Raw genomic sequence first — 19,449 nt, 5'->3', positions numbered from 1 at the left:
TGTTTTATTAGTGTTAACTATCTGACATAAGTAAGTATATCGACTTTTTATGCCAAAGTCAATTAAAAATAGACAGATGTTACTTAGTGTGTTAATAAAAGTAAGTTAACTAATAGAGTGAATAAACACTATGCACAAAAAATAAACTATAAAATAATTAGAAATATCTAAACTGACAATGTATACGATATATTATTTTAAAAATAATATATATTTTAATAAAAAGTATTATAATATAAATATAAATTTTGTTTTGCAAAATTCTGGGGGTATATTGAAAGGAGTGTTTGTATGGGAGTAGCAACAACTATAGCTTGTTTGCCTTATGGTGAAGAGGGTGAGGATAGGCGTTCAAGTAGGAATTTTGGAGTCAATCAATTACCTAATGAAGGACATCTTAAATGGCGTGTTATTTCCAAAATGGGGGATACAGATATTTGTTTCGATGTTAAGCAGAAAGGACCTAATAATACGAATATCACTAGATATGAAGGCATAAAGGATGGCGTGATTACAGAGTATGAAGCGCTTAGAAATCTGTATATAGCCAATCCAAGAAATGCTACAGGACATTTCCTGGTACGCGTTGAATCTTGTGAATAAAATGAGCTAAGTAAGAAGAGATAAAAAACGTTTCTGCTAAGAACATAGGATGCAGAAACGTTTTTTTGCGTAAATAGACAAGAAATGTTGAAAAAAATGACAATATGTAGTAATATGAAGAATACCTATAAAAGGTAGAAGTATTACAATATCCTATTCCTTATAAGTGTGTCATTCATGAATTTGACACAAGTTTAAATAAGAAAGTGAGAATTAGAATGAAAAAAAGATTATTTCTAGTAGGTTCTCCACCTGCAAGTGGCAAAACTTATGTATCAAAAAAATTAGCATCAAAATTAAATAATCCAGTGTATCTTGATAAAGATACAATTATCCCACTCTCTAAAGCAGCTTATTTAGCAGCAAACGAGCCATACAATAGGGATTCAGAATTCTTTAATACATATTTAAGAGATCCAGAGTACATTGCTATTCTTGACGTAGCTTTCGAAGCATTAGAATTCAACGATAATGTTATTGTTAATGCACCATTTACAAAAGAATTCAACAACCAAGAATATATTGCAGGACTTAGAGCAAAACTTGCTGATATGGATACAGAGCTTGTTATGGTTTGGGTATACTGTGATCTTGAAACAATTCATGCACGTATGATTGAAAGAGCATCTGATAGAGATACTTGGAAACTTGAAAACTGGGATGAATATGTAAAAACAAAAGATAATAGCAAACCAACAAACAAAGATGTTGTTGTAATTGATAATAAAGATGAAGAAAGTGTTGAAAGACAACTTCAAGAAGCGTTCTTTTAATTAAAAGAAGAGAGAAGGGGTGATGACAAAGAGGCCACGCGTGGAATCTTAAGCATCACCTTTATTTTTTGCTAAAAAATAGAAAGTATATACATTAGGATACCTATAAAGGTAGCGAGCGTATAAATAACACGTTTTTCATCTTTTAAGTATGAAGGATAAATAAGGGGAGTACCACAATAAATACAAAAGTGTGCTTCAGGAATAATGGAATTTTCACAGTAGCTACAATGAAGTCTGGAAAAATGATTTTTAATAAAAACTAAGCCTATAATCATATAGGCAGAGAGCATAAAGAAAGAAACTAAGATGCCAAGTATATAGAACCTAGGATTAGAATAACCTAAACAAAAATTCATAAAACCATGAAAAAGAGAAGAAAAAAATACACCTTGTAAAAAGGTAAATTTCTTTTTTGATACCTCTTCTAGATAACACATATAAAAAAAAGCAAAAATAATAGAGTAAAAAATATGACATGGGGCAGAGATAAAACTGCGCATAAAGGCAAGTTGAAGATCCATATCATAGACAAGCATATAGAGACTATTTTCAAGTGCTGCAAAGGTGCAGGCAGATAGGATAAAGTAAAACATTAAGTCTTCAACGCGTTTTAATTTGGTAAGTTTATATGTACAGATATAAATAACAATAAATTTAGCAAGTTCTTCAATAAGACCTACTGTGAAGATATTTTCTACTAGGACATAAAGGTGGGTACCAGGTGTAAAGAAAAAGTTTAAAGGGCTTTCTAAGAAGAGGCTTATAAAAGCAGCACCTACTGTTGCAAAAAGCTCCAATATAATAATACCTACGGCAATTTTGTTAAAGGAAATCTTATATTTTTTATTCGTAAAAAGTAGACAAGTTATGATAAAAGTAGAACTTAATGCAATAATAAGACTCATACAAACACCTCCCCCTAATTAATCATATCCGTCTTGGCTTGTACGTATTACAAACTTCTATAATGGAGGAAAATTAAAACAAATTGTAAAAAAAGGTAGTTACTGGATTATAAAATGTGTATAATAAAATAAGTTAACTTACAAGGAGGGACATCATGCAACTTATAGGTATAGTGATTGTTATTGTTGGCTTTATATTAAAGTTTGATACTATTGCAGTTGTACTAACAGCAGGGCTTGCTACAGGGCTTGCAGCAGGCATGGGTATAGCGGAGATATTAGGCACAATAGGCGATACGTTCATTAAACAAAGACATATGGCATTATTCTTATTGATCTTGCCAATTATTGGGCTATCAGAAAGATATGGGCTTAAACAACGTGCTATTGAACTGATTAAAAATATAAAAAACCTTTCTACAGGAAAAGTGTTATCTTTATACTTACTTATTCGTGAAGTTGCGATTGCTTTGGGCTTAAGATTAGGTGGACAAACAGAGTTTGTTAGACCACTTATTGAGCCTATGGCTAATGGGGCAGCTGTAAGTGAATATGGTGAATTAGACGAAAAGGTAGAAGAGAAAATTAAAGCAGCTTCAGCAGCGGCTGATAACTATGGGAATTTCTTTGCGCAGAATATTTTCATGGCTAACTCTGGGGTACTCCTTATAGCAGGTACACTTGAAGAGTTAGGATATCAAGTAGATACACTTCAAATTGTACAGATTGCCATTCCAGTAGCGATTATTGCACTTGTACTTGGTGTAATCCAAAATCTACATTTAGACAGAACGATTAGAAAAACAATGGCAAAAAAGAGAGGTGACAAATAATGGGTGACTTCTTATTAGAACTTTTTTATATATTAGTAGGACTTTTAATGTATATGGTAGGTTTCTTTGTATTTAGAGATACTACGCATAAAACACGCTTTGGTACAACAGCATTTTGGGTTATTCTAGGGAGCATATTTGTATTCGGAAGCTACCTTCCAGGAACTGTTGTTGGGGTTATGTTGCTCGTAATTGGTGTACTCACGGCAACGAAACAAGTGAATACAGGTAAAGTAGATATGCCAGAGCATAATTTTACAGTAGAGCAGGCTAAGAAACTAGGGAATAAAATTTTCCTACCATCTTTAGCTATTGCACTTATTGTTGTATGTGTAGCTAAGTTTACAAGCTTTAGCGGTGTAGTAGCAATTGGTATTGCAGCTTGTGTTACTTTAGTCTTTACACTTATGCTGACAAAAGCACCTATAAGTATGGTAGCTAAAGATGGTAACCGTATGCTTCAAGCTATTGGGGCTATGAGTATATTACCACAGCTTCTCGCTTCGTTAGGTACCCTCTTTACAGCAGCTGGTGTAGGTGATGTCATTTCCAAAGGTATTGCAGTTGTTATTCCAGAAGGGAACATTTTCCTTGGTGTTGTAGCATACTGCGTAGGTATGGCGGCGTTTACTATGATTATGGGAAATGCTTTTGCAGCTTTCTCTGTTATTACAGTAGGAATTGGTGTACCGTTTGTATTTGCGCAAGGTGGGAATGTGCTTATTGCATCTACGCTTGCTTTAACAGCGGGTTACTGTGGTACGCTCCTTACACCAATGGCAGCTAACTTTAACGTACTTCCAGTTGTACTCTTACAGACAAAGGATAAGAATGCAGTGATTAAGCATCAAGCATTTGTTGCTATTCCTTTACTCATCATCCATATATTACTGATGTATTTCTGGGCCTTTTAAATTTATAATATAAGGAGGAACGACATGAAAATACTTGTTACAGGATTTGATCCATTTGGCGGAGAGTCAATTAATCCAGCATTAGAAGCAGTTAAAAAGTTAAATAAAAAGATTGGAAATGCTGAAGTTATTACTTTAGAAATTCCAACTGTATTTAATAAAAGTTTAGAAAAGATAGAAGAAGCTATTAAAGAGCATAATCCAGATGTAGTGGTATCTATTGGACAAGCAGGAGGAAGATTTGGCATTACACCTGAACGTGTAGCGATTAATATTGATGATGCACGTATTCAGGATAATGAAGGCAATCAGCCTGTAGATACAAGTGTGTTTGCAGATGGAGAAAATGCTTACTTTACTAACTTACCCGTGAAAGCAATGGTCGCTGAAATGGTGAAGGCAGGTCTTCCAGCATCTCTTTCTAATACAGCAGGAACCTTTGTATGTAACCATGTTATGTATGGTGTACTCTATATGATTAATAAGAAATATCCTCATATGCGTGGTGGATTTATTCATGTCCCATATATTACACAGCAAGTAGCGACTAAAGCTAATACACCTTCTATGTCAATCGAAGATATTACAAGAGGCTTAGAAATCTGTATTAAGGTAATCAGCGAAACTAAGGATGATATTAAAGTAGCAGCAGGTACAATCTGTTAATTGTTTTTACTAAAGAAAAGAGGTCATTGCAGTAGGCAATAACCTCTTTTTATATTCAAAAATGATGACAGCTAAGGAAGTGACAACATGGAAAAAGTGTTTGTATATGGCTCGCTAAGGACTGATTTTTGGAATTATGATAAGGTACTTAAAAATAGAGTAAGACAAGTTGAAAAAGGGCAGATTAAAGGGGATTTATATCATTTGCCAGCAGGCTATCCAGCAGTTATCCTCGGGGAAGGGACTGTGTATGGTGAAGTGATAACGTTAAGTCAGGATAAAATCCTAAAAAGTCTTGATCTATTAGAAGGCTATATGGGAGAAGGAGAAGAGAATCTTTATGTCCGTGTTAAGCAGAAGGTGCATCTAGAAGATGGTAGCCAGCAGATGTGCTGGGTTTATATTTATGTAGATGAAAAGGTAGCTAAAAAAGCAGGAAAGTATATTCCGCATGGAGATTGGAAAGAATTCAAAAATAATAAGAAGTAATAAGCTTATGGCAATATAATAGGAGTAGGAGATAGATGTAGGAGGTGCAGTATGAACAGTGAAGAGAACATCTTTTACTTACACAAAATGGGTTTAACAGTAGAGCAGATTGCTCGACTTATTGGTGAATCAGAAGAAATGGTAAAAGCGACTTTATTTTGGCCAGATCAGCCATAATGAAGCAATGAAAGCGTTAGAGGGATATTCTTTCAAGGCAGAATATCCCTCTAACTTTTTTGTGTAGTATACTAAACATGAAATAAGTTAAACTAGCTAAAAAGGAGGTTATAAGATGAGTGCTATTAAAAAAGCCATTTTTGCAGGAGGATGTTTCTGGTGCATGGTGAAACCTTTTGATGAATTACCAGGCATTATAAGTATTGTAGCAGGTTATACGGGCGGACATATAGAAAATCCTACTTATGAAGAAGTATGTGCACATAGTACAGGCCATGTTGAAGCTGTAGAAATCACATATGATGAAGATAAAATGCCATATAGAGAGTTAGTAGAAATTTTCTTTAGAAGTATAGACCCTACTGACCCAGAGGGACAATTTCATGATAGAGGAGAAACTTATCATACAGCTATTTTCTATCAAGATGAGGTGCAGAAAGAAGTTGCCGAGAAATATAAAAAAGAATTAGAGAAGACAGGTTATTTTGACAAGCCTATTGTAGTGCCTATTAAGCCAGCTATGCCTTTTTATGAGGCAGAAGAGTATCATCAAGATTATTATAAGAAAAATCCGCTGCGCTATAGACTTTATTACAAAGGCTCAGGAAGAGAAAAGTTCATTAAGGATAAATGGTATAGAAATCCTTATGATAAAGAGGAATTAAAGAAAAGATTAAATGACTTGCAATATAGAGTGACGCAGGAAAATGCTACAGAAGCTCCTTTTATTAATGAATATGATGGGCATTTTGAAGAAGGCATCTATGTAGATATGGTAAGTGGTAAGCCTCTATTTTCTTCTAAAGATAAATTTAACTCAGGATGTGGCTGGCCAGCTTTTAGTAAACCTATTATACAGAACGCCGTTTATGATAAAGAAGATACAAGTCATGGTATGCATAGAATAGAAGTAAGAAGTAGTCATGCAGATTCTCATTTAGGCCATGTCTTTGAAGATGGACCAAGGGAGCTTGGAGGGCTTAGATATTGCATTAACTCAGCGGCACTTCGTTTTATCCCTAAAGATAGAATGGAAGAGGAAGGTTATGGAAGTTATATAGATAAAATTTAAAAGTAAAAGGACTGTTATAGCGTATATAACAGTCCTTTAATTTTTTATTAGTGACAACGATCACATGGATCGTTTTTACCGCTTTCGGCAATAGTGCCGCTTAAAATCGTTTTACTTTTTGCAAGGGCAGAGCAGCTATCTGTCGTATGATAGCTTTTGCCGTTTGGTGTCCAGTAGACTGTTTTAACATTACTAGACTGAGTAGGTGCTGCTTGAGAAACGGTATTATTACTTACTTGAGAAGAAGATACAGGCCTTGAATCAGCTTGTGGCGTAGATGCAGAAGTAGTACTACTGTTACTTTGATTTCCTCGATTATAACTACCAGGAGCGCAAGTTGTAGTAAGTCCGTTACCTGTTGATTGGAAGATAATATCCCCACATTCATCTGTTCTATGTACTTCAATATCAGCTTTTTTGAGTTTATCTACAGTTTCTATATGAGGGTGGCCATATTTATTATCAGTACCCACTGTAATAATAGCGTACTCAGGGTCTACACGTTCAAGAAAGGCATCTGTTGTACTGCTATGAGAACCATGATGACCGACTTTAAGAATATCTACTTTAGGCATTTTTGGAAGGATTTCAGCTTCTGTTCCTTTTTCAGCATCTCCAGTTAGAAGAACTTTATCTTCACCATTTGTATACAGGATTACAAGAGACTGTTCATTTGTATCTTCTCCACCGTTCGTATTGAATACTTCAAAGTAGCTTTCCTCTAGCATAAACTTTTTATCTTCTAAAGGTACACTTGGTGTAAGGTTTTTATCCATAGCAGCCTGAATAAAATCTCTATAGGTTTTTGTATCAGCATCGCCATTAGCGACAAAGAGATGCTGAATAGGAAAACTTCGGATAACAGAATCTAAAGCGCCAATATGGTCTGCATGTGGATGTGTTGCAATGACATATTCTAATTCAGTTACATCTTGAGCCTTAATATACTCAACAAGGCTCTTTTCATCATCATTATCAGCACCATCAATCAGCATAGCCTTTTGACCTTCTTTAATAAGAATACTATCGCTATTACCTGTATCAATAAAATGTATTTCGGCTAAATTGCTTTGAGTCTCATTTGATGATTCTACTTTAGGCAAGCTTTCTACTTTAGTACAGCCGACTAATAAGGTAAGTAAGCCTATGCTTATAAGCTTTAAGAATGTAGTATGTTTTTTGATAGACATAGTTAACCTCCAGTGAAATTATGTATACTTAATATCCTAACATAAAAAAAGTATAAGAATATAAGATAAAATGTTTTAAAAATTTAAACAGAATTATGTTATGATAAGACTAAATGAAAAAGGGAGGATGGAGAAATGAAAAAACTATTTATAGGACATGATGGATGTATTAGGTCAGGATGGCAGATGGTTTTACTGTATTTGGGAATGAATATTGCACAACTAGCCTTAATAATGCCTATTAATATAATTTTAGGTATTATCATAGGCATACAATCTACTAGAGGAGATGTATCAGGTATAGAGGCATTTTTGACAAGTTATGCCTATCAGTCTATAACTATTGCTCTTTGTAATCTAATCAGTATTGTAGCAATCATTATTTTATTTAAAGTGATGAATAGGAAAACGACAGAAGATATGGGGCTTACGCCTGTTAAAAGAGATTATAAAGACCTTCTAATAGGCTTATTATTAGGGGCAGCATCTATCACCCTTATTATAGGTATTAATTATATAATGGGAGATACACGCTTTAATGAGGTACATATAACTTGGGATTTACTATTAGGTCTTATTCTTTTTATTAGTGTAGGATTTGTAGAAGAAATTTTAGTAAGAGGATGCTTCCAGCATATTATTTACTACAGACATGGTATTGCATGGGCTATTATAATACCTGCGCTTATTTTTTCTGTTATGCATTTTTTAAACCCTAATATATCCTATATAGCTGCACTGAATATAGCGTTAGTAGGTATTGTATTTGGTATTATGACCTATAAGAGTGGTAATCTCTGGATGGCTATAGGTTATCATATTACTTGGAATTATTTCCAAGGGAATATCTTTAATATTGAAGTAAGTGGCTCAGCTTATGGAAGAGGATTAATAAAAAGTATTCGAGTAGAAGATAATTTATTAAATGGTGGTGCTTTTGGAATAGAAGGTGGACTTATTTGCACACTGCTTCTCATTATAACTATTATTTATTTTGGATTTTTCTACAAAAAAGAAAAATCTTATTTGAATAAGAAGAAAAGAACTCTTATAATGAATAAGTAGATTGAACGATTAAAGGAGTGACCAGAAATGTTAAAAACAAATAAAGACAAAGTTGTAAAATGGTCTGTTCAAGGGAAAGTACATCATCCTACCGGTGGGACATACCGTATTACACACGAAGGCAAGCCTATGATTTTACCAGCTACAGGTGGTATATCTTATAATGTTAAAATTGGAGATAGTGCCTTTGGCTGGGCTGGCGACCATGTAGAGCCAGGTGTATCTATGCGTAATGAAAATACTAATGAAAATGCAGCACTTATGACTTTTGCATGCATTGGGAATGAAGCAAAAATTATTTCAGGGGATGCAAAAGGTGCTAAGGGTTATGTAACAGGTATGCATGGTGGTATTGACCATGTACTTGTGTACTTTGATGAGGAGACTTTAGAAAATCTTTCTATTGATGATAAAATTCAAATTAAGGCTTATGGGCAAGGACTTCAGCTAACAGATTATCCAGATGTACATATGATGAGTATTGACCCTGATTTATTTGAAAAATTAGGTGTTACAGAAGTAGATGGTAAATTGCAAGTGCCAGTTGTAGCAAAGGTACCACCATACCTTATGGGCTCAGGAATTGGATCAGGTAATGGTTATAGTGGAGACTATGACATTATGACAGCGGATACAGAAGAAATTAAGAGATTAGGTCTTGATAGGTTAAAATTTGGTGACCTAGTACTTCTTCAAGACTGTGACAACAGCTATGGACGTGGTTACCTTAAAGGTGCAGTAAGCATTGGGGTTGTTGTACATAGTGATTGTATAAAGGCAGGGCATGGACCTGGTATTACAACGATTATGGTAAGTAAAACCCCTATGATTGAAGGCATTATTGACGAAGAGGCTAATATTGGCAACTATATGAATAAGTAAAGAGAAAGCTATTGCAAAACACTCCTAAACTTTAATAGAGTGAGGAAGTGTTTTGTAATAGCTTTTTTATTGAAAAACTGTAAAAATAAAACTGAACTATTTACAATAATTTCCATAATGTCCTATAATAAAGTTAAGGAATTTTTACGGGAGGAGAGAAAATGTATAAAAAGGTAGTCTGGTTTATCATTTGCTATTTTTCAATTTGTATTTCTGTCTTTGCAAATACAGCTATGCCCCAGATTCAATCTGAAGGGGCTATTTTAATTGAACCTAAAACAAATACTGTGCTTTATGGAAAGAATGAGCATAAAAAATTATATCCAGCCAGTACAACAAAAATTTTAACAGCTATGATTGTACTGGAGGAACTGAATCAAAACAGTACTTTAACGAAGTCACAGGGAAGTGTTAACACAGTGCCGGCAGACAGTAGTCATATTGGCCTTGCAGTAGGGGACAGCATTAGTGTGAAAGACGCTCTCTATGGACTCTTAGTAGGCTCAGATAATTTTATTGCACATGATTTAGCCATTGCTTCTAAAGGGAGTATAGACAATTTTGCATCCAGAATGAATGAAAAGGCTAAACACTATGGAGCCTTAAATACCCATTTTACTAATCCTCATGGTTATCACGATCCAAATCATTATACAACGGCTTATGACTTAGCGCAGATTGCAAGAGAAACCTTTAGTGTTCCAGAGCTTATTAAGATGGCAGCTACTACAAAATATACTGTAAAAGTACTAAATACTAATAGAACTATTACAGTAACTAATAAGAATCGATTACTTGATAGCAATACACCTTATTACAATGAGCATGTGGTTGCGGCTAAAACAGGCTTTCATGATGATGCACAGCAGACACTTGTTGCTAAAGCTATCTATGGAGATATGGAACTCATAGCAGTTGTGATGAAAGTTAAAAGTCCTGGTCAGTATGAAGATATTAATAAGTTATTTGAGTATGGACAGGAATACTTCAAGGTGAGCCAAGACGGAGAAAGGGGATATGAACTTATCAATCAGACAGCATCTCCTTGGGCACAAAGTTATATAGATAGTGCTCTTAAGAATAAATGGATTACTGAAAAAGGAGCAAATTATAAGGAGGCTATACCAGTACAGCATCTTATTTATATGCTTAATGTAGCCATAGGGGGGAAAGAACGTATTACCTTAGAGGAAATAGGGGGTGTACTAGGGGAATCATTAAAAAAAGAGGAGACTTTAACTCGATTACAGATAGCCAGACTTATGCCCTATTTAACAGATAAGTATGCATGCTTCTTCGAAATTAAGGAGGGGATGCCATTTATTCCAGATATAGAAAGTTTGTCAGCTAAAGATCAAGAAAATATTAAGTTTACAGTAAGAAGAGGTATATTAGGAGCGCCTAATACCATCTATAGACCTAATGATAAATTAACCTGGCAAGAAGCGGCATGTATGGCAAGTCGTTTACTAGAAGGTAAGTAGAATTATAGAGGACATACAAAAAGAGTCTACTCTCAAATGATGAGAATAGACTCTTTTTGGCATTTATAAGGTAGGTGTTTGCATGTTTTTATAAATCGGTTTTATGGACTAGGCTAGTTCGCATTTTACAGTGTCAACATGACCTGCAACTTTAACTTTGCGGTAGATTTTTGTAAGCATACCTTGTTCATCAATAACAAAAGTACTTCTTTCAATACCAATACCTGTACGTCCACACATAGTTTTTTCCTTTAACACATCATAAAGTTTACATACTACCTCTTCTTTATCTGAAAGAAGTACGAAAGGTAAGTCATATTTGGCAATAAATTTAGCATGTGCAGTTAATGTATCGCGACTTACACCTAAAATAACAGCATTTTCCTTTGAGAAGTGCTCAAAGTTATCTCTAAAAGCTTCAGCCTCTTTAGAACAGCCTGGTGTATTATCTTTAGGGTAGAAGTATAAAATAACTTTTTTACCTAAGTAGTCACTTAAACGGTGTTCTTTATTATCTGACCCCATAAGAACAAAGTCAGGAGCTTTCATACCAACTTCTAAAATTACATTTTCCATCTTACAAGCCTCCTTGGTTTTATCTGAAGTATATCTAATAATTATTATCATATAGAATTTAATGTTTGTAAAGTGGTAAGTTTATTTTGTATAATAGAAAAAAAGGAGGGTGTTACTATGTTAGCTATTTTATCTCCAGCCAAAACTTTTAGTATGGTAGAAGAAGGTAGGCTTAAGAGCTATAAGCCACTACAATTTCATGAGCAAACGTTAGAACTTATGAGGATTCTTCAAAGTTATTCACAGGAAGAGCTTGCTAAGCTTATGAAAATGTCACTCGATTTGGCTAAAGTAAATGAACAGAGAAATCATACATTTGAAGATACAAGTGTAATGCAGGCCTATGAAGCTATATTATATTTTTATGGAGAGGCTTATAAGGGATTAGATGCACAGAGCCTAGAACAAGAGGAGCTTTTATATTTGAATGATCATGTACGTATTTTATCAGGGCTTTACGGGGTGATTAGGCCTTTAGAGTGTATTAAGCCTTACCGCTTAGAGATGGGGACTAAACTATCCAATCCAAAGGGAAAAGATCTTTATAAGTACTGGAAAGAGCATCTAACAAAGTATTTTTTACAATTACTTTCAGAAACCAGTGGAGATAAAGCACTTATTCAACTTGCTTCTGAAGAGTATAGTAAAGTACTTGACTTAAAAGTTATTCAAAAACATTATCCTGTTATTGAGATAAGCTTTAAAGATTATAAAAATGGACAGTACAAAGTCGTAGGTATGTATGCGAAAAAAGCTAGGGGACAGATGATTCGTTATATAACAACTAAGCAAATTGATCAGATAGATAAACTTAAAGCATTTGATGAAGACGGGTATAGGTTTAATGAGATTTTATCTACCCAAAACCATTTTATTTTTACACGTGAATAATAAGCTATGCCGTATTTCCGGAATATCTATAAGGAGATACGGTATTTTTATTGTTTAAAGTGAAATTCTGAACAATAAAGATATTTATTGACAATTTGAAAAACGAAAAATATAATCTTTACTATAAAAGTAGGAAATAAAAAAATAATAATCTTTAATTACATAGGAAAAGTAAGAGGGTTTATGGAAATATTACTAAAAAGCTAGGGGGTAGAAAATGAATATTTCTACAAAGGGTAAGTATGCAGTAGAAGCCATGTTATATATCGCCTATTTTTCAGGGCAAGGACCGCTACGTGTAAAAGTAGTGGCTCAGGCGCTTAAAGTAAGTGAAAAGTATTTAGAACAAATTTTGTTCTTGCTTAGGAAAAAACAGCTAGTAGAGACAGTAAGAGGAGCTAAGGGAGGCTACTTAATTGCTAAGTCTTCTAGAGATATTTCTATAGGGGACATTATAAGGAGTGTAGAGAAGGATTTTATTCCCGTGCCATGTATTAATGGGGAAAAAGCATGTACTTATGGGATTAGGGAGAGCTGTAGTACGAGAAAGTTATGGGAAAGATTAGGCAAGGTACTCGATAACACTGTGGATAACATGAATTTAGAAGATTTAATACAAGAGTATAGGTTAAAACTTATAAAGCACTATGGGGAGGTTGATTATTATTTATAAAATGACAACAAAGGGGAGATATGGTCTTAGGGCCATGGTAGATTTAGTCCTGCATGAGCATGAAGCATCTACGGCTTTAAGTAGTATTTCAAAGAGGCAAGGTGTATCGGTAAATTATTTAGAGCAGGCTTTTGCACTTCTAAAAAAAGCAAAGCTTGTGGAAAGTATTAAGGGACCAAAGGGAGGCTATAAACTTACTAAACCAGCAGAAAAAACAACGGTACTCGAGGTTTTAGAAGTTTTGGAAGGACCAATATCCATTGTGGAACAAGGTAAAGAAAGTACGTTTATCGCAGAATGTGTACAAGAACTTGTATGGCAGACGATTGATGAGCGACTATATGATTTTTTAAGTCAAATTACACTTGAAGAACTTGCGGTGCAAACGCAGCAGGAAGAAGTATGTGAACCTATAATGTTTTATATTTAAAGGGTAAGGTTTTCGGTAGGATTGGAAAAGGTAGGGGATTTAATTGAGAATATGGAGTAGGTACTTCAACTTGTCAATACCTAAACCTTATGATAGGCTAAAGGAAAAGCAAAAGTAAAGCAAGGTGAACGTATGAATATCAGTAAAATTGCAAAACTGGCAGGCGTATCTAATGCAACTGTTTCAAGGTTTTTAAATAATGGCTATGTAAGTCAAGATAATAGAGACAAAATCCAAAAGATTATAGATGAAACCGGGTATATTCCGTCTGCACACGCCAAGACACTACGCACTAAGAAAACCAATTTAATAGGTATTATTGTACCTAAAATTAGCTCAGAAGCAGTAAGTCGTATGGTAGAAGGTATCAGCACTACACTAAGTAAAGAAGGCTATAATATTTTATTAGGAAATACAAACTTAAATATAGAAAAAGAAATAGAGTATCTTAATATTTTTAAAAATAATCAAGTAGATGGTATTATTTTTATTGCTACTATTTTAACGCCTAAACACTTAGAAGTAATGGGACGGATTAAAGTACCCATTATTTTATTAGGACAGGAGTCAGAGAATTATTCTAGTGTTTACCATGATGATTATGGTGCAGCAAAGAGTTTGACAAAGTTATTTATTGAAAAAGGTTGCTGTAAAATTGCTTTCATAGGTGTCACCACACAAGATGAAGCAGCTGGGGCTAAACGTAAAAAGGGGTATGAGGATGCACTTAAAGAAGCTGGTAGGAGCATAGATGAGAGCCTTATAAGAGAAGGGGAATTCTCCAGTGAATCAGGTTATGAGTCGATGAGTGAGTTAGTCAATGCACATCCTGATGTAGATGGTGTATTTTGTGCTACAGATAATATTGCAGTAGGGGCTATTACAGCCATCAAAGAAAAATATAAGGATTTACATGGGATTGCAATAGCAGGAATAGGAGATTCTAAAGTTTCTAAGGTAATCACACCGCAGCTTACTTCTATGCATTATTACTACAAGACAAGTGGTGTTACAGCGGGGCGTATGCTTCTTGAAAATCTTCAGGAAGAAAAACCTATTATAAGAAAAGTGAAGTTAGGATTTGAGCTTCAGCAAAGAGAAACTTTAAACTAATAAAAAGTTTAAACTAATAAAAAGTATAAAATGCGGGTAGTTGCTCCACATTAAGCATTAAAAAACTAATGTGTCAGGGTAACTGCCTTTTTTATGCTTAAAATGAAAATGAATGTGTAAAACTGTAATAAATGCACAATAAATAAAAAGTAATTTAAGCAAAAATAAATATTTACAAAGGAAGGTGAATCCCTCTATAATATGGATACGGTATGAAAACGATTACATATACATCTTTAAGATAAAATCAGTAATAAACAAAAGTAGATAATTTTAATTTTTGATAAAGGTGAAATCGATAACATAAAAAGGGAGGGTATTATGGATCATAAAAAAGTAGCTCAGCTTATTTTACAAGAACTAGGTGGGCAAGAAAATCTTGTATCAGCAGCGCACTGTGCAACAAGACTGAGACTTGTTATTGCATCTAATGAAAAAGTCAATAAAACTGCACTTGAAAATATTGAGGGTGTAAAAGGAGTATTCTTTGCATCAGGACAACTTCAACTTATTATTGGAACAGGCACAGTGAATAAAGTATATTCTGAGTTATTAGCTTTAACAGGTGGCGAAGAGGTTTCTAAGGATGAACTTAAAAAAGTAGCAGATGCTAACACAAACAAATTTAAAAAGCTTATTAAAACATTAGGTGATATTTTTGTACCAATTATTCCTGCTATTGTAGCAGGGGGGCTTATGATGGGACTTACAGAAGCTATTACTTTCTGTGTTAACAATGGTTTTATAGATATTAACACACAAGGTTCAATTTTTGTGTTCTTAAAACTATTTAGTAATGCAGCTTATGTATTTTTACCAATCCTTATTGGTTTTAGTGCAGCTAAAGTATTTGGTGGAAACCGCTATCTTGGTGCGGTTATGGCTATGATTATGATTCATCCAGACCTTCAAAATGCTTGGACTGTATCAGCAGAAGGCTACCACGCTATGCAGAGTGTATGGGGAGGCTTATACGAAATCCCATTAATAGGCTATCAAGGTCATGTTATCCCTATTGTTATTTCTGTTTGGATTATGAGTAAGCTTGAAATTAAACTTCATAAAATTGTACCAGAAATGTTTGACTTATTTGTAACACCACTTGTAACAATCTTTGTAACAGGTTATTTAACTTTAACATTAGTAGGACCAGTATTCGTATTTATTGAGAATGCTGTATTAACAGGTGTACAACAACTTATTCAGCTTCCATTTGGTATCGGTGGTTTCTTAATGGGTGGTATTTATGCGTCTACAGTAGTAACGGGCGTACACCATATGTACTCTATCATTGATATTGGTCAAATTTCACAGTATGGCTACACCTATTGGCTTCCAATTGCCTCAGCAGCAAACGTAGCACAAGGCGGCGCGGCACTTGCTGTAGCAGTTAAAACTAAAAACAAAAAACTTAAATCACTTGCTTTCCCAGCAGCAGTTAGTTCAATGCTTGGGATTACAGAACCAGCCATCTTTGGGGTTAACTTAAGATACTTTAGACCATTTATTGCAGCATCTATAGGGGCTGCATGTGGAGCACTCTATGCTTCTGTAGTAGGTCTAGGGGCAACAGGTACAGGCGTAACAGGTGTTTTTGGTATCTTATTACACTTACATGCACCGCTTCAATATATTATTTTATTTGCTATCTCATTAGGTGTAGCATTTGTAATGACTTTAGTACTTGGCTGGAAAGAAGAGAATAACTAATAAATAAGGGACTGCTTATCAGTCCCTTTTGGTATAGAAGTGGAGAAAAAATATGAATGCTTTAAATAGAGATTTAAAAAAACTAACGACATGGTTAGAAGAATTAAAAGGGCAATGCGTGAAAGAAGACCCTTACTGTTTGACTTTTCATCTTATGCCTAAAGTAGGCTGGCTTAATGATCCTAATGGACTTTGTCATTATAATGGAGAGTATCATGTATTCTTCCAGTACGCACCATTTGATGCAAAGGGAGGGGCTAAATTCTGGGGACATTATACAAGTATAGATATGATTAATTGGCAAGATGAGGGAACAGCACTTTATGCAGATCAACCTTTTGACTGTCATGGTGTTTATTCCGGCTCAGCACTCATTGAAGATGGCAAAATGTATCTTTACTACACAGGTAATGTAAAGGAAATGGGTGACTATGACTATATCATTAAAGGAAGACAACATAATACTGTTTTAGCTGTAAGTGAAGACGGTAGAACATTTAAACATAAACAGCTTCTTATGACTAATGCAGATTATCCAGAAAATATGACAGCACATATCCGTGACCCTAAAGTATGGAAGGAAAATGATACTTATTATATGGTACAAGGTGCCAGAGATAAAGAAGACGTAGGACAAATTTTAGTTTTTGCTTCTTCTGATAAAGTGAACTGGAAAGTGATTAATACTTTAAGATCTAGTGAAAAGTTCGGTTATATGTGGGAATGCCCAGATTTATTTGAATTAGATGGAGATACAGTTCTTATGCTTTCACCGCAAGGCATAGAGGCAGAGGGGATTAAATATCAAAACATCTATCAAAGTGGCTATTACTTCTTAAAAGGTGATTTTAAAACTTCAAATTATACACTAGGACAATTTGAAGAGTTAGATAGAGGTTTTGACTTCTATGCACCACAGACTTTTATAGATGAAAAAGGCAGAAGGATTTTAATTGGATGGATGGGACTTCCGGATATTGATGACCTTTACAGCAATCCAACAGTAGCATACGGCTGGCAGCATGCTTTAACACTCCCAAGGGAGTTACAGATTAAGGATGGGAAACTTATTCAAAAGCCGGTAATTGAAATCGAAGCACTTCGTCAAAATGAGCAGGAGTGGGCTGTAAAAGATACATTAAAAGTAGAAGCGCCAAAAACTTTTGAAATTGATTTAAAAGTAGATCTCTTAAAGGATGATTTTGAACTTATCATTAAAAAAGGTATGTACTTAACTTATAAAAAAGCAGAGGGATTATTCACTTTAGCATTTGATGGGTGTGGCTATGGAAGAGATAAGAGAAGTGTTAAAATAGATGTATTAAGAAATCTACGTCTATTTGTAGATACTTCTTCAGTAGAAGTTTTTCTTAATGATGGAGAAGAAGTATTCTCAAGCCGATTCTATCCTGAGGCAGATGAAAGAAGCATTGAATTAAGAGGACATTCGTTAGAAGGTAAGTTAACTCTATGGGAAATGAAGGCGATGACTATTGAAAACAAAGGTGATAAGTAGGATAGGAGCAGTACTTTTTGATAATATAGCCCTATATGCATTAGGGCTAGGTGCGCTTATTCAGTTAGGCTACCCAGCTGAAAGAGCACTGATCTTAGCGAGTATAGGTTTTGTCTTATATAGTGTTTTAACCCCAACCTTTTGTAAGGGATACCAACTAGGGAAATACCTTTTAGGCATGAAAATTGTAACAGATACTTATGATCAGCCAAGTGTATGGCGTTTTATAGTGAGGGAATTAAGTAAAATCATGTATACGTTGCCTATTATAGGGATTATCTTGATTTTAATTTCACAGTTTTTAATGACTAGAAGAGAAGATGGAAAGACCTTACATGATTTAATTGCAGGGACTAGAGTGATTCGTATTTAAGAAGGAGTAAGAAGATGAAAAAGATATTAGCAATTGGAGAGGCGTTAATTGATTTTATACCAAGTGAAAAAGGATGTTCACTTAAAGACGTAGTAAGTTTTGAACGTGTAGCAGGGGGGGCACCTGCAAACGTAGGAGCAGCTATTGCTAAATTAGGGGGTAAGGCAGGTTTTATTTCACAGCTGGGGCAAGATGCTTTTGGTGATTATATCATTGAAGTGCTTCAACAAGCTGGTGTAGATACACAGTATATCCTTCGTACAACCAAAGCAGGTACAGGGCTTGCCTTTGTATCTTTAAAATCAGATGGTAATAGAGACTTCTCTTTTTACAGAAATCCAAGTGCAGACTTACTGATGCAGCCTGAACAAGTGGAAGAAGATTGGTTCAAAGATTGCTATGGTTTACATTTTTGTTCAGTAGACTTAGTAGATTTTCCTATGAAAAAAGCACATAAAAAGGCTATTGAATACATGATAAAAAGTGGTGGGGTGGTAAGTTTTGACCCAAATGTACGCTTACCTTTATGGCCAACAGCAGATGCTTGTAGAGATGCTATTTTAGAGTTTCTTCCTTATGCTCATGTGATTAAAATTTCTGATGAAGAATTAGAATTTATTACAGGATATCAAACAATAGAAGAAGCTAAGGCACTTTTATTTAGAGGTAATGCCCAACTTGTTATCTATACAAAAGGTGGGGATGGTGCTGAAGTTTACACTAAAGAAAGCATGGTAAGTGTAGAGGGAAGAAAAGTAGAAGTAATTGATACGACAGGGGCTGGGGATTCCTTTATTGGGGCATTCCTTTATAAACTCTTAGCAGCAGATATAAGAGCAGAGGCATTATCTAGCTTATCTGGGGAAATACTTAAAGAGTATCTAAACTTTGCTAATGCTTATGCAGCCTATAGTACGCAAGGTAAAGGAGCTATTGGTTCTTATGCAACATTAGAAGAAATAGAAAGTTATATAAAAAACAGCTAGAGCATATGAACTGACCCCCATAAGTTAGACCTAAAAAATCTAACTTATGGGGGTCAGTCTTTTTATGGCAAAATATAGTTTTGAATTTAAGAAAAAAGTAGTTCAGGCATATCTAAATGGAGAAG

General features: G+C 34.6%; 22 protein-coding genes. 19 read left to right on the top strand and 3 right to left on the bottom strand.

The features are described 5' to 3' along the window. The first annotated feature begins 291 nt into the window (after window positions 1-291). Both H8718_RS13940 and H8718_RS13935 read left to right on the top strand, forming a co-directional pair. The gene (locus H8718_RS13940) at window positions 292-603 is read left to right on the top strand and encodes a DeoR family transcriptional regulator (protein WP_249333347.1); all 312 of its coding nucleotides are present in this window, start codon (window positions 292-294) and stop codon (window positions 601-603) included. Window positions 604-821: 218 nt separating this feature from the next. Further along, entirely contained in the window at window positions 822-1,376 is a 555-nt protein-coding gene (locus tag H8718_RS13935; protein WP_177671031.1) for an AAA family ATPase, read from the top strand. Between the two features lie 71 nt (window positions 1,377-1,447). On the opposite strand, the gene H8718_RS13930 is transcribed toward H8718_RS13935, so the two are convergent. Beyond that, the gene (locus H8718_RS13930; RefSeq protein ID WP_249333346.1) at window positions 1,448-2,284 is read right to left on the bottom strand and encodes a PrsW family glutamic-type intramembrane protease; all 837 of its coding nucleotides are present in this window, start codon (window positions 2,282-2,284) and stop codon (window positions 1,448-1,450) included. A gap of 155 nt (window positions 2,285-2,439) precedes the next feature. Here H8718_RS13930 and H8718_RS13925 point away from each other — a divergent pair, with 155 nt between their 5' ends. The 6 genes from H8718_RS13925 to msrB all read left to right on the top strand — a co-directional run bounded on the left by H8718_RS13925 (window position 2,440) and on the right by msrB (window position 6,435). Continuing rightward, complete coding sequence (locus tag H8718_RS13925; RefSeq protein WP_177671029.1) at window positions 2,440-3,117, top strand: DUF969 domain-containing protein; 678 nt, start codon at window positions 2,440-2,442, stop codon at window positions 3,115-3,117. Continuing rightward, window positions 3,117-4,031 carry a DUF979 domain-containing protein gene (locus H8718_RS13920; RefSeq protein ID WP_249333345.1) on the top strand — a complete coding sequence of 305 codons (915 nt, stop codon included), beginning with the start codon at window positions 3,117-3,119 and terminating at the stop codon, window positions 4,029-4,031. Before H8718_RS13925 ends, H8718_RS13920 begins: the two co-directional genes overlap by 1 nt. A 24-nt stretch (window positions 4,032-4,055) precedes the next feature. Beyond that, window positions 4,056-4,697 carry a pyroglutamyl-peptidase I gene (gene pcp / locus H8718_RS13915; RefSeq protein WP_249333344.1) on the top strand — a complete coding sequence of 214 codons (642 nt, stop codon included), beginning with the start codon at window positions 4,056-4,058 and terminating at the stop codon, window positions 4,695-4,697. An 87-nt stretch (window positions 4,698-4,784) separates the two neighbouring features. Beyond that, entirely contained in the window at window positions 4,785-5,186 is a 402-nt protein-coding gene (locus H8718_RS13910) for a gamma-glutamylcyclotransferase family protein (protein WP_177671026.1), read from the top strand. A gap of 51 nt (window positions 5,187-5,237) precedes the next feature. Continuing rightward, window positions 5,238-5,363 carry a hypothetical protein gene (locus H8718_RS20630; RefSeq protein WP_283246232.1) on the top strand — a complete coding sequence of 42 codons (126 nt, stop codon included), beginning with the start codon at window positions 5,238-5,240 and terminating at the stop codon, window positions 5,361-5,363. Window positions 5,364-5,478: 115 nt separating this feature from the next. Next, complete coding sequence (msrB, locus tag H8718_RS13905) at window positions 5,479-6,435, top strand: peptide-methionine (R)-S-oxide reductase MsrB (RefSeq protein WP_249333343.1); 957 nt, start codon at window positions 5,479-5,481, stop codon at window positions 6,433-6,435. 47 nt (window positions 6,436-6,482) lie between these two features. On the opposite strand, the gene H8718_RS13900 is transcribed toward msrB, so the two are convergent. Next, complete coding sequence (locus tag H8718_RS13900; protein ID WP_249333342.1) at window positions 6,483-7,625, bottom strand: ComEC/Rec2 family competence protein; 1,143 nt, start codon at window positions 7,623-7,625, stop codon at window positions 6,483-6,485. A gap of 135 nt (window positions 7,626-7,760) precedes the next feature. Between H8718_RS13900 and H8718_RS13895 the strand changes: the two genes are divergently transcribed. The 3 genes from H8718_RS13895 to H8718_RS13885 all read left to right on the top strand — a co-directional run bounded on the left by H8718_RS13895 (window position 7,761) and on the right by H8718_RS13885 (window position 11,056). After that, window positions 7,761-8,690: a CPBP family intramembrane glutamic endopeptidase gene (locus H8718_RS13895; protein WP_177671023.1), complete on the top strand. Its 930-nt coding sequence runs from the start codon at window positions 7,761-7,763 to the stop codon at window positions 8,688-8,690. Between the two features lie 27 nt (window positions 8,691-8,717). Next, complete coding sequence (locus H8718_RS13890; RefSeq protein ID WP_249333341.1) at window positions 8,718-9,572, top strand: DUF4438 domain-containing protein; 855 nt, start codon at window positions 8,718-8,720, stop codon at window positions 9,570-9,572. A gap of 161 nt (window positions 9,573-9,733) precedes the next feature. Then, window positions 9,734-11,056, top strand: a complete 1,323-nt coding sequence (locus tag H8718_RS13885) for a D-alanyl-D-alanine carboxypeptidase family protein (protein ID WP_249333340.1) — start codon at window positions 9,734-9,736, stop codon at window positions 11,054-11,056. A 108-nt stretch (window positions 11,057-11,164) separates the two neighbouring features. Here H8718_RS13885 and H8718_RS13880 read toward each other — a convergent pair whose 3' ends face one another. After that, the gene (locus tag H8718_RS13880; RefSeq protein WP_334299086.1) at window positions 11,165-11,620 is read right to left on the bottom strand and encodes a peroxiredoxin; all 456 of its coding nucleotides are present in this window, start codon (window positions 11,618-11,620) and stop codon (window positions 11,165-11,167) included. A 129-nt stretch (window positions 11,621-11,749) separates the two neighbouring features. Here H8718_RS13880 and yaaA point away from each other — a divergent pair, with 129 nt between their 5' ends. From yaaA to H8718_RS13840, 8 genes are all read left to right on the top strand, one after another. Then, entirely contained in the window at window positions 11,750-12,523 is a 774-nt protein-coding gene (gene yaaA, locus H8718_RS13875; RefSeq protein WP_249333339.1) for a peroxide stress protein YaaA, read from the top strand. 217 nt (window positions 12,524-12,740) lie between these two features. Further along, window positions 12,741-13,196: an RrF2 family transcriptional regulator gene (locus tag H8718_RS13870; RefSeq protein ID WP_249333338.1), complete on the top strand. Its 456-nt coding sequence runs from the start codon at window positions 12,741-12,743 to the stop codon at window positions 13,194-13,196. Then, window positions 13,180-13,626, top strand: coding sequence for an RrF2 family transcriptional regulator (locus H8718_RS13865; protein WP_249333337.1), 447 nt, complete (start codon window positions 13,180-13,182; stop codon window positions 13,624-13,626). The genes H8718_RS13870 and H8718_RS13865 overlap by 17 nt, the downstream gene beginning before the upstream one ends. 132 nt (window positions 13,627-13,758) lie before the next feature. Next, a complete protein-coding gene (locus H8718_RS13860; RefSeq protein ID WP_249333336.1) occupies window positions 13,759-14,739 on the top strand; it encodes a LacI family DNA-binding transcriptional regulator in 981 nt (326 codons plus the stop codon). 321 nt (window positions 14,740-15,060) lie between these two features. Next, entirely contained in the window at window positions 15,061-16,449 is a 1,389-nt protein-coding gene (locus tag H8718_RS13855) for a PTS transporter subunit EIIC (protein WP_177671015.1), read from the top strand. Window positions 16,450-16,501: 52 nt separating this feature from the next. Further along, on the top strand, window positions 16,502-17,965 hold the full coding sequence (locus H8718_RS13850) for a glycoside hydrolase family 32 protein (RefSeq protein WP_249333335.1): 1,464 nt from the start codon (window positions 16,502-16,504) through the stop codon (window positions 17,963-17,965). Next, complete coding sequence (locus H8718_RS13845) at window positions 17,943-18,338, top strand: RDD family protein (RefSeq protein ID WP_177671013.1); 396 nt, start codon at window positions 17,943-17,945, stop codon at window positions 18,336-18,338. Before H8718_RS13850 ends, H8718_RS13845 begins: the two co-directional genes overlap by 23 nt. Window positions 18,339-18,352: 14 nt before the next feature. Beyond that, entirely contained in the window at window positions 18,353-19,324 is a 972-nt protein-coding gene (locus tag H8718_RS13840) for a carbohydrate kinase family protein (RefSeq protein WP_249333334.1), read from the top strand. Window positions 19,325-19,449: the final 125 nt, after the last annotated feature.

It is taken from the genome of Zhenhengia yiwuensis (assembly GCF_014384995.1).
Classification (GTDB): domain Bacteria; phylum Bacillota; class Clostridia; order Lachnospirales; family Cellulosilyticaceae; genus Zhenhengia; species Zhenhengia yiwuensis.
Note: the sequence above shows the minus strand (reverse complement) of the source record. Positions and strands in the feature narration are given on the sequence as shown.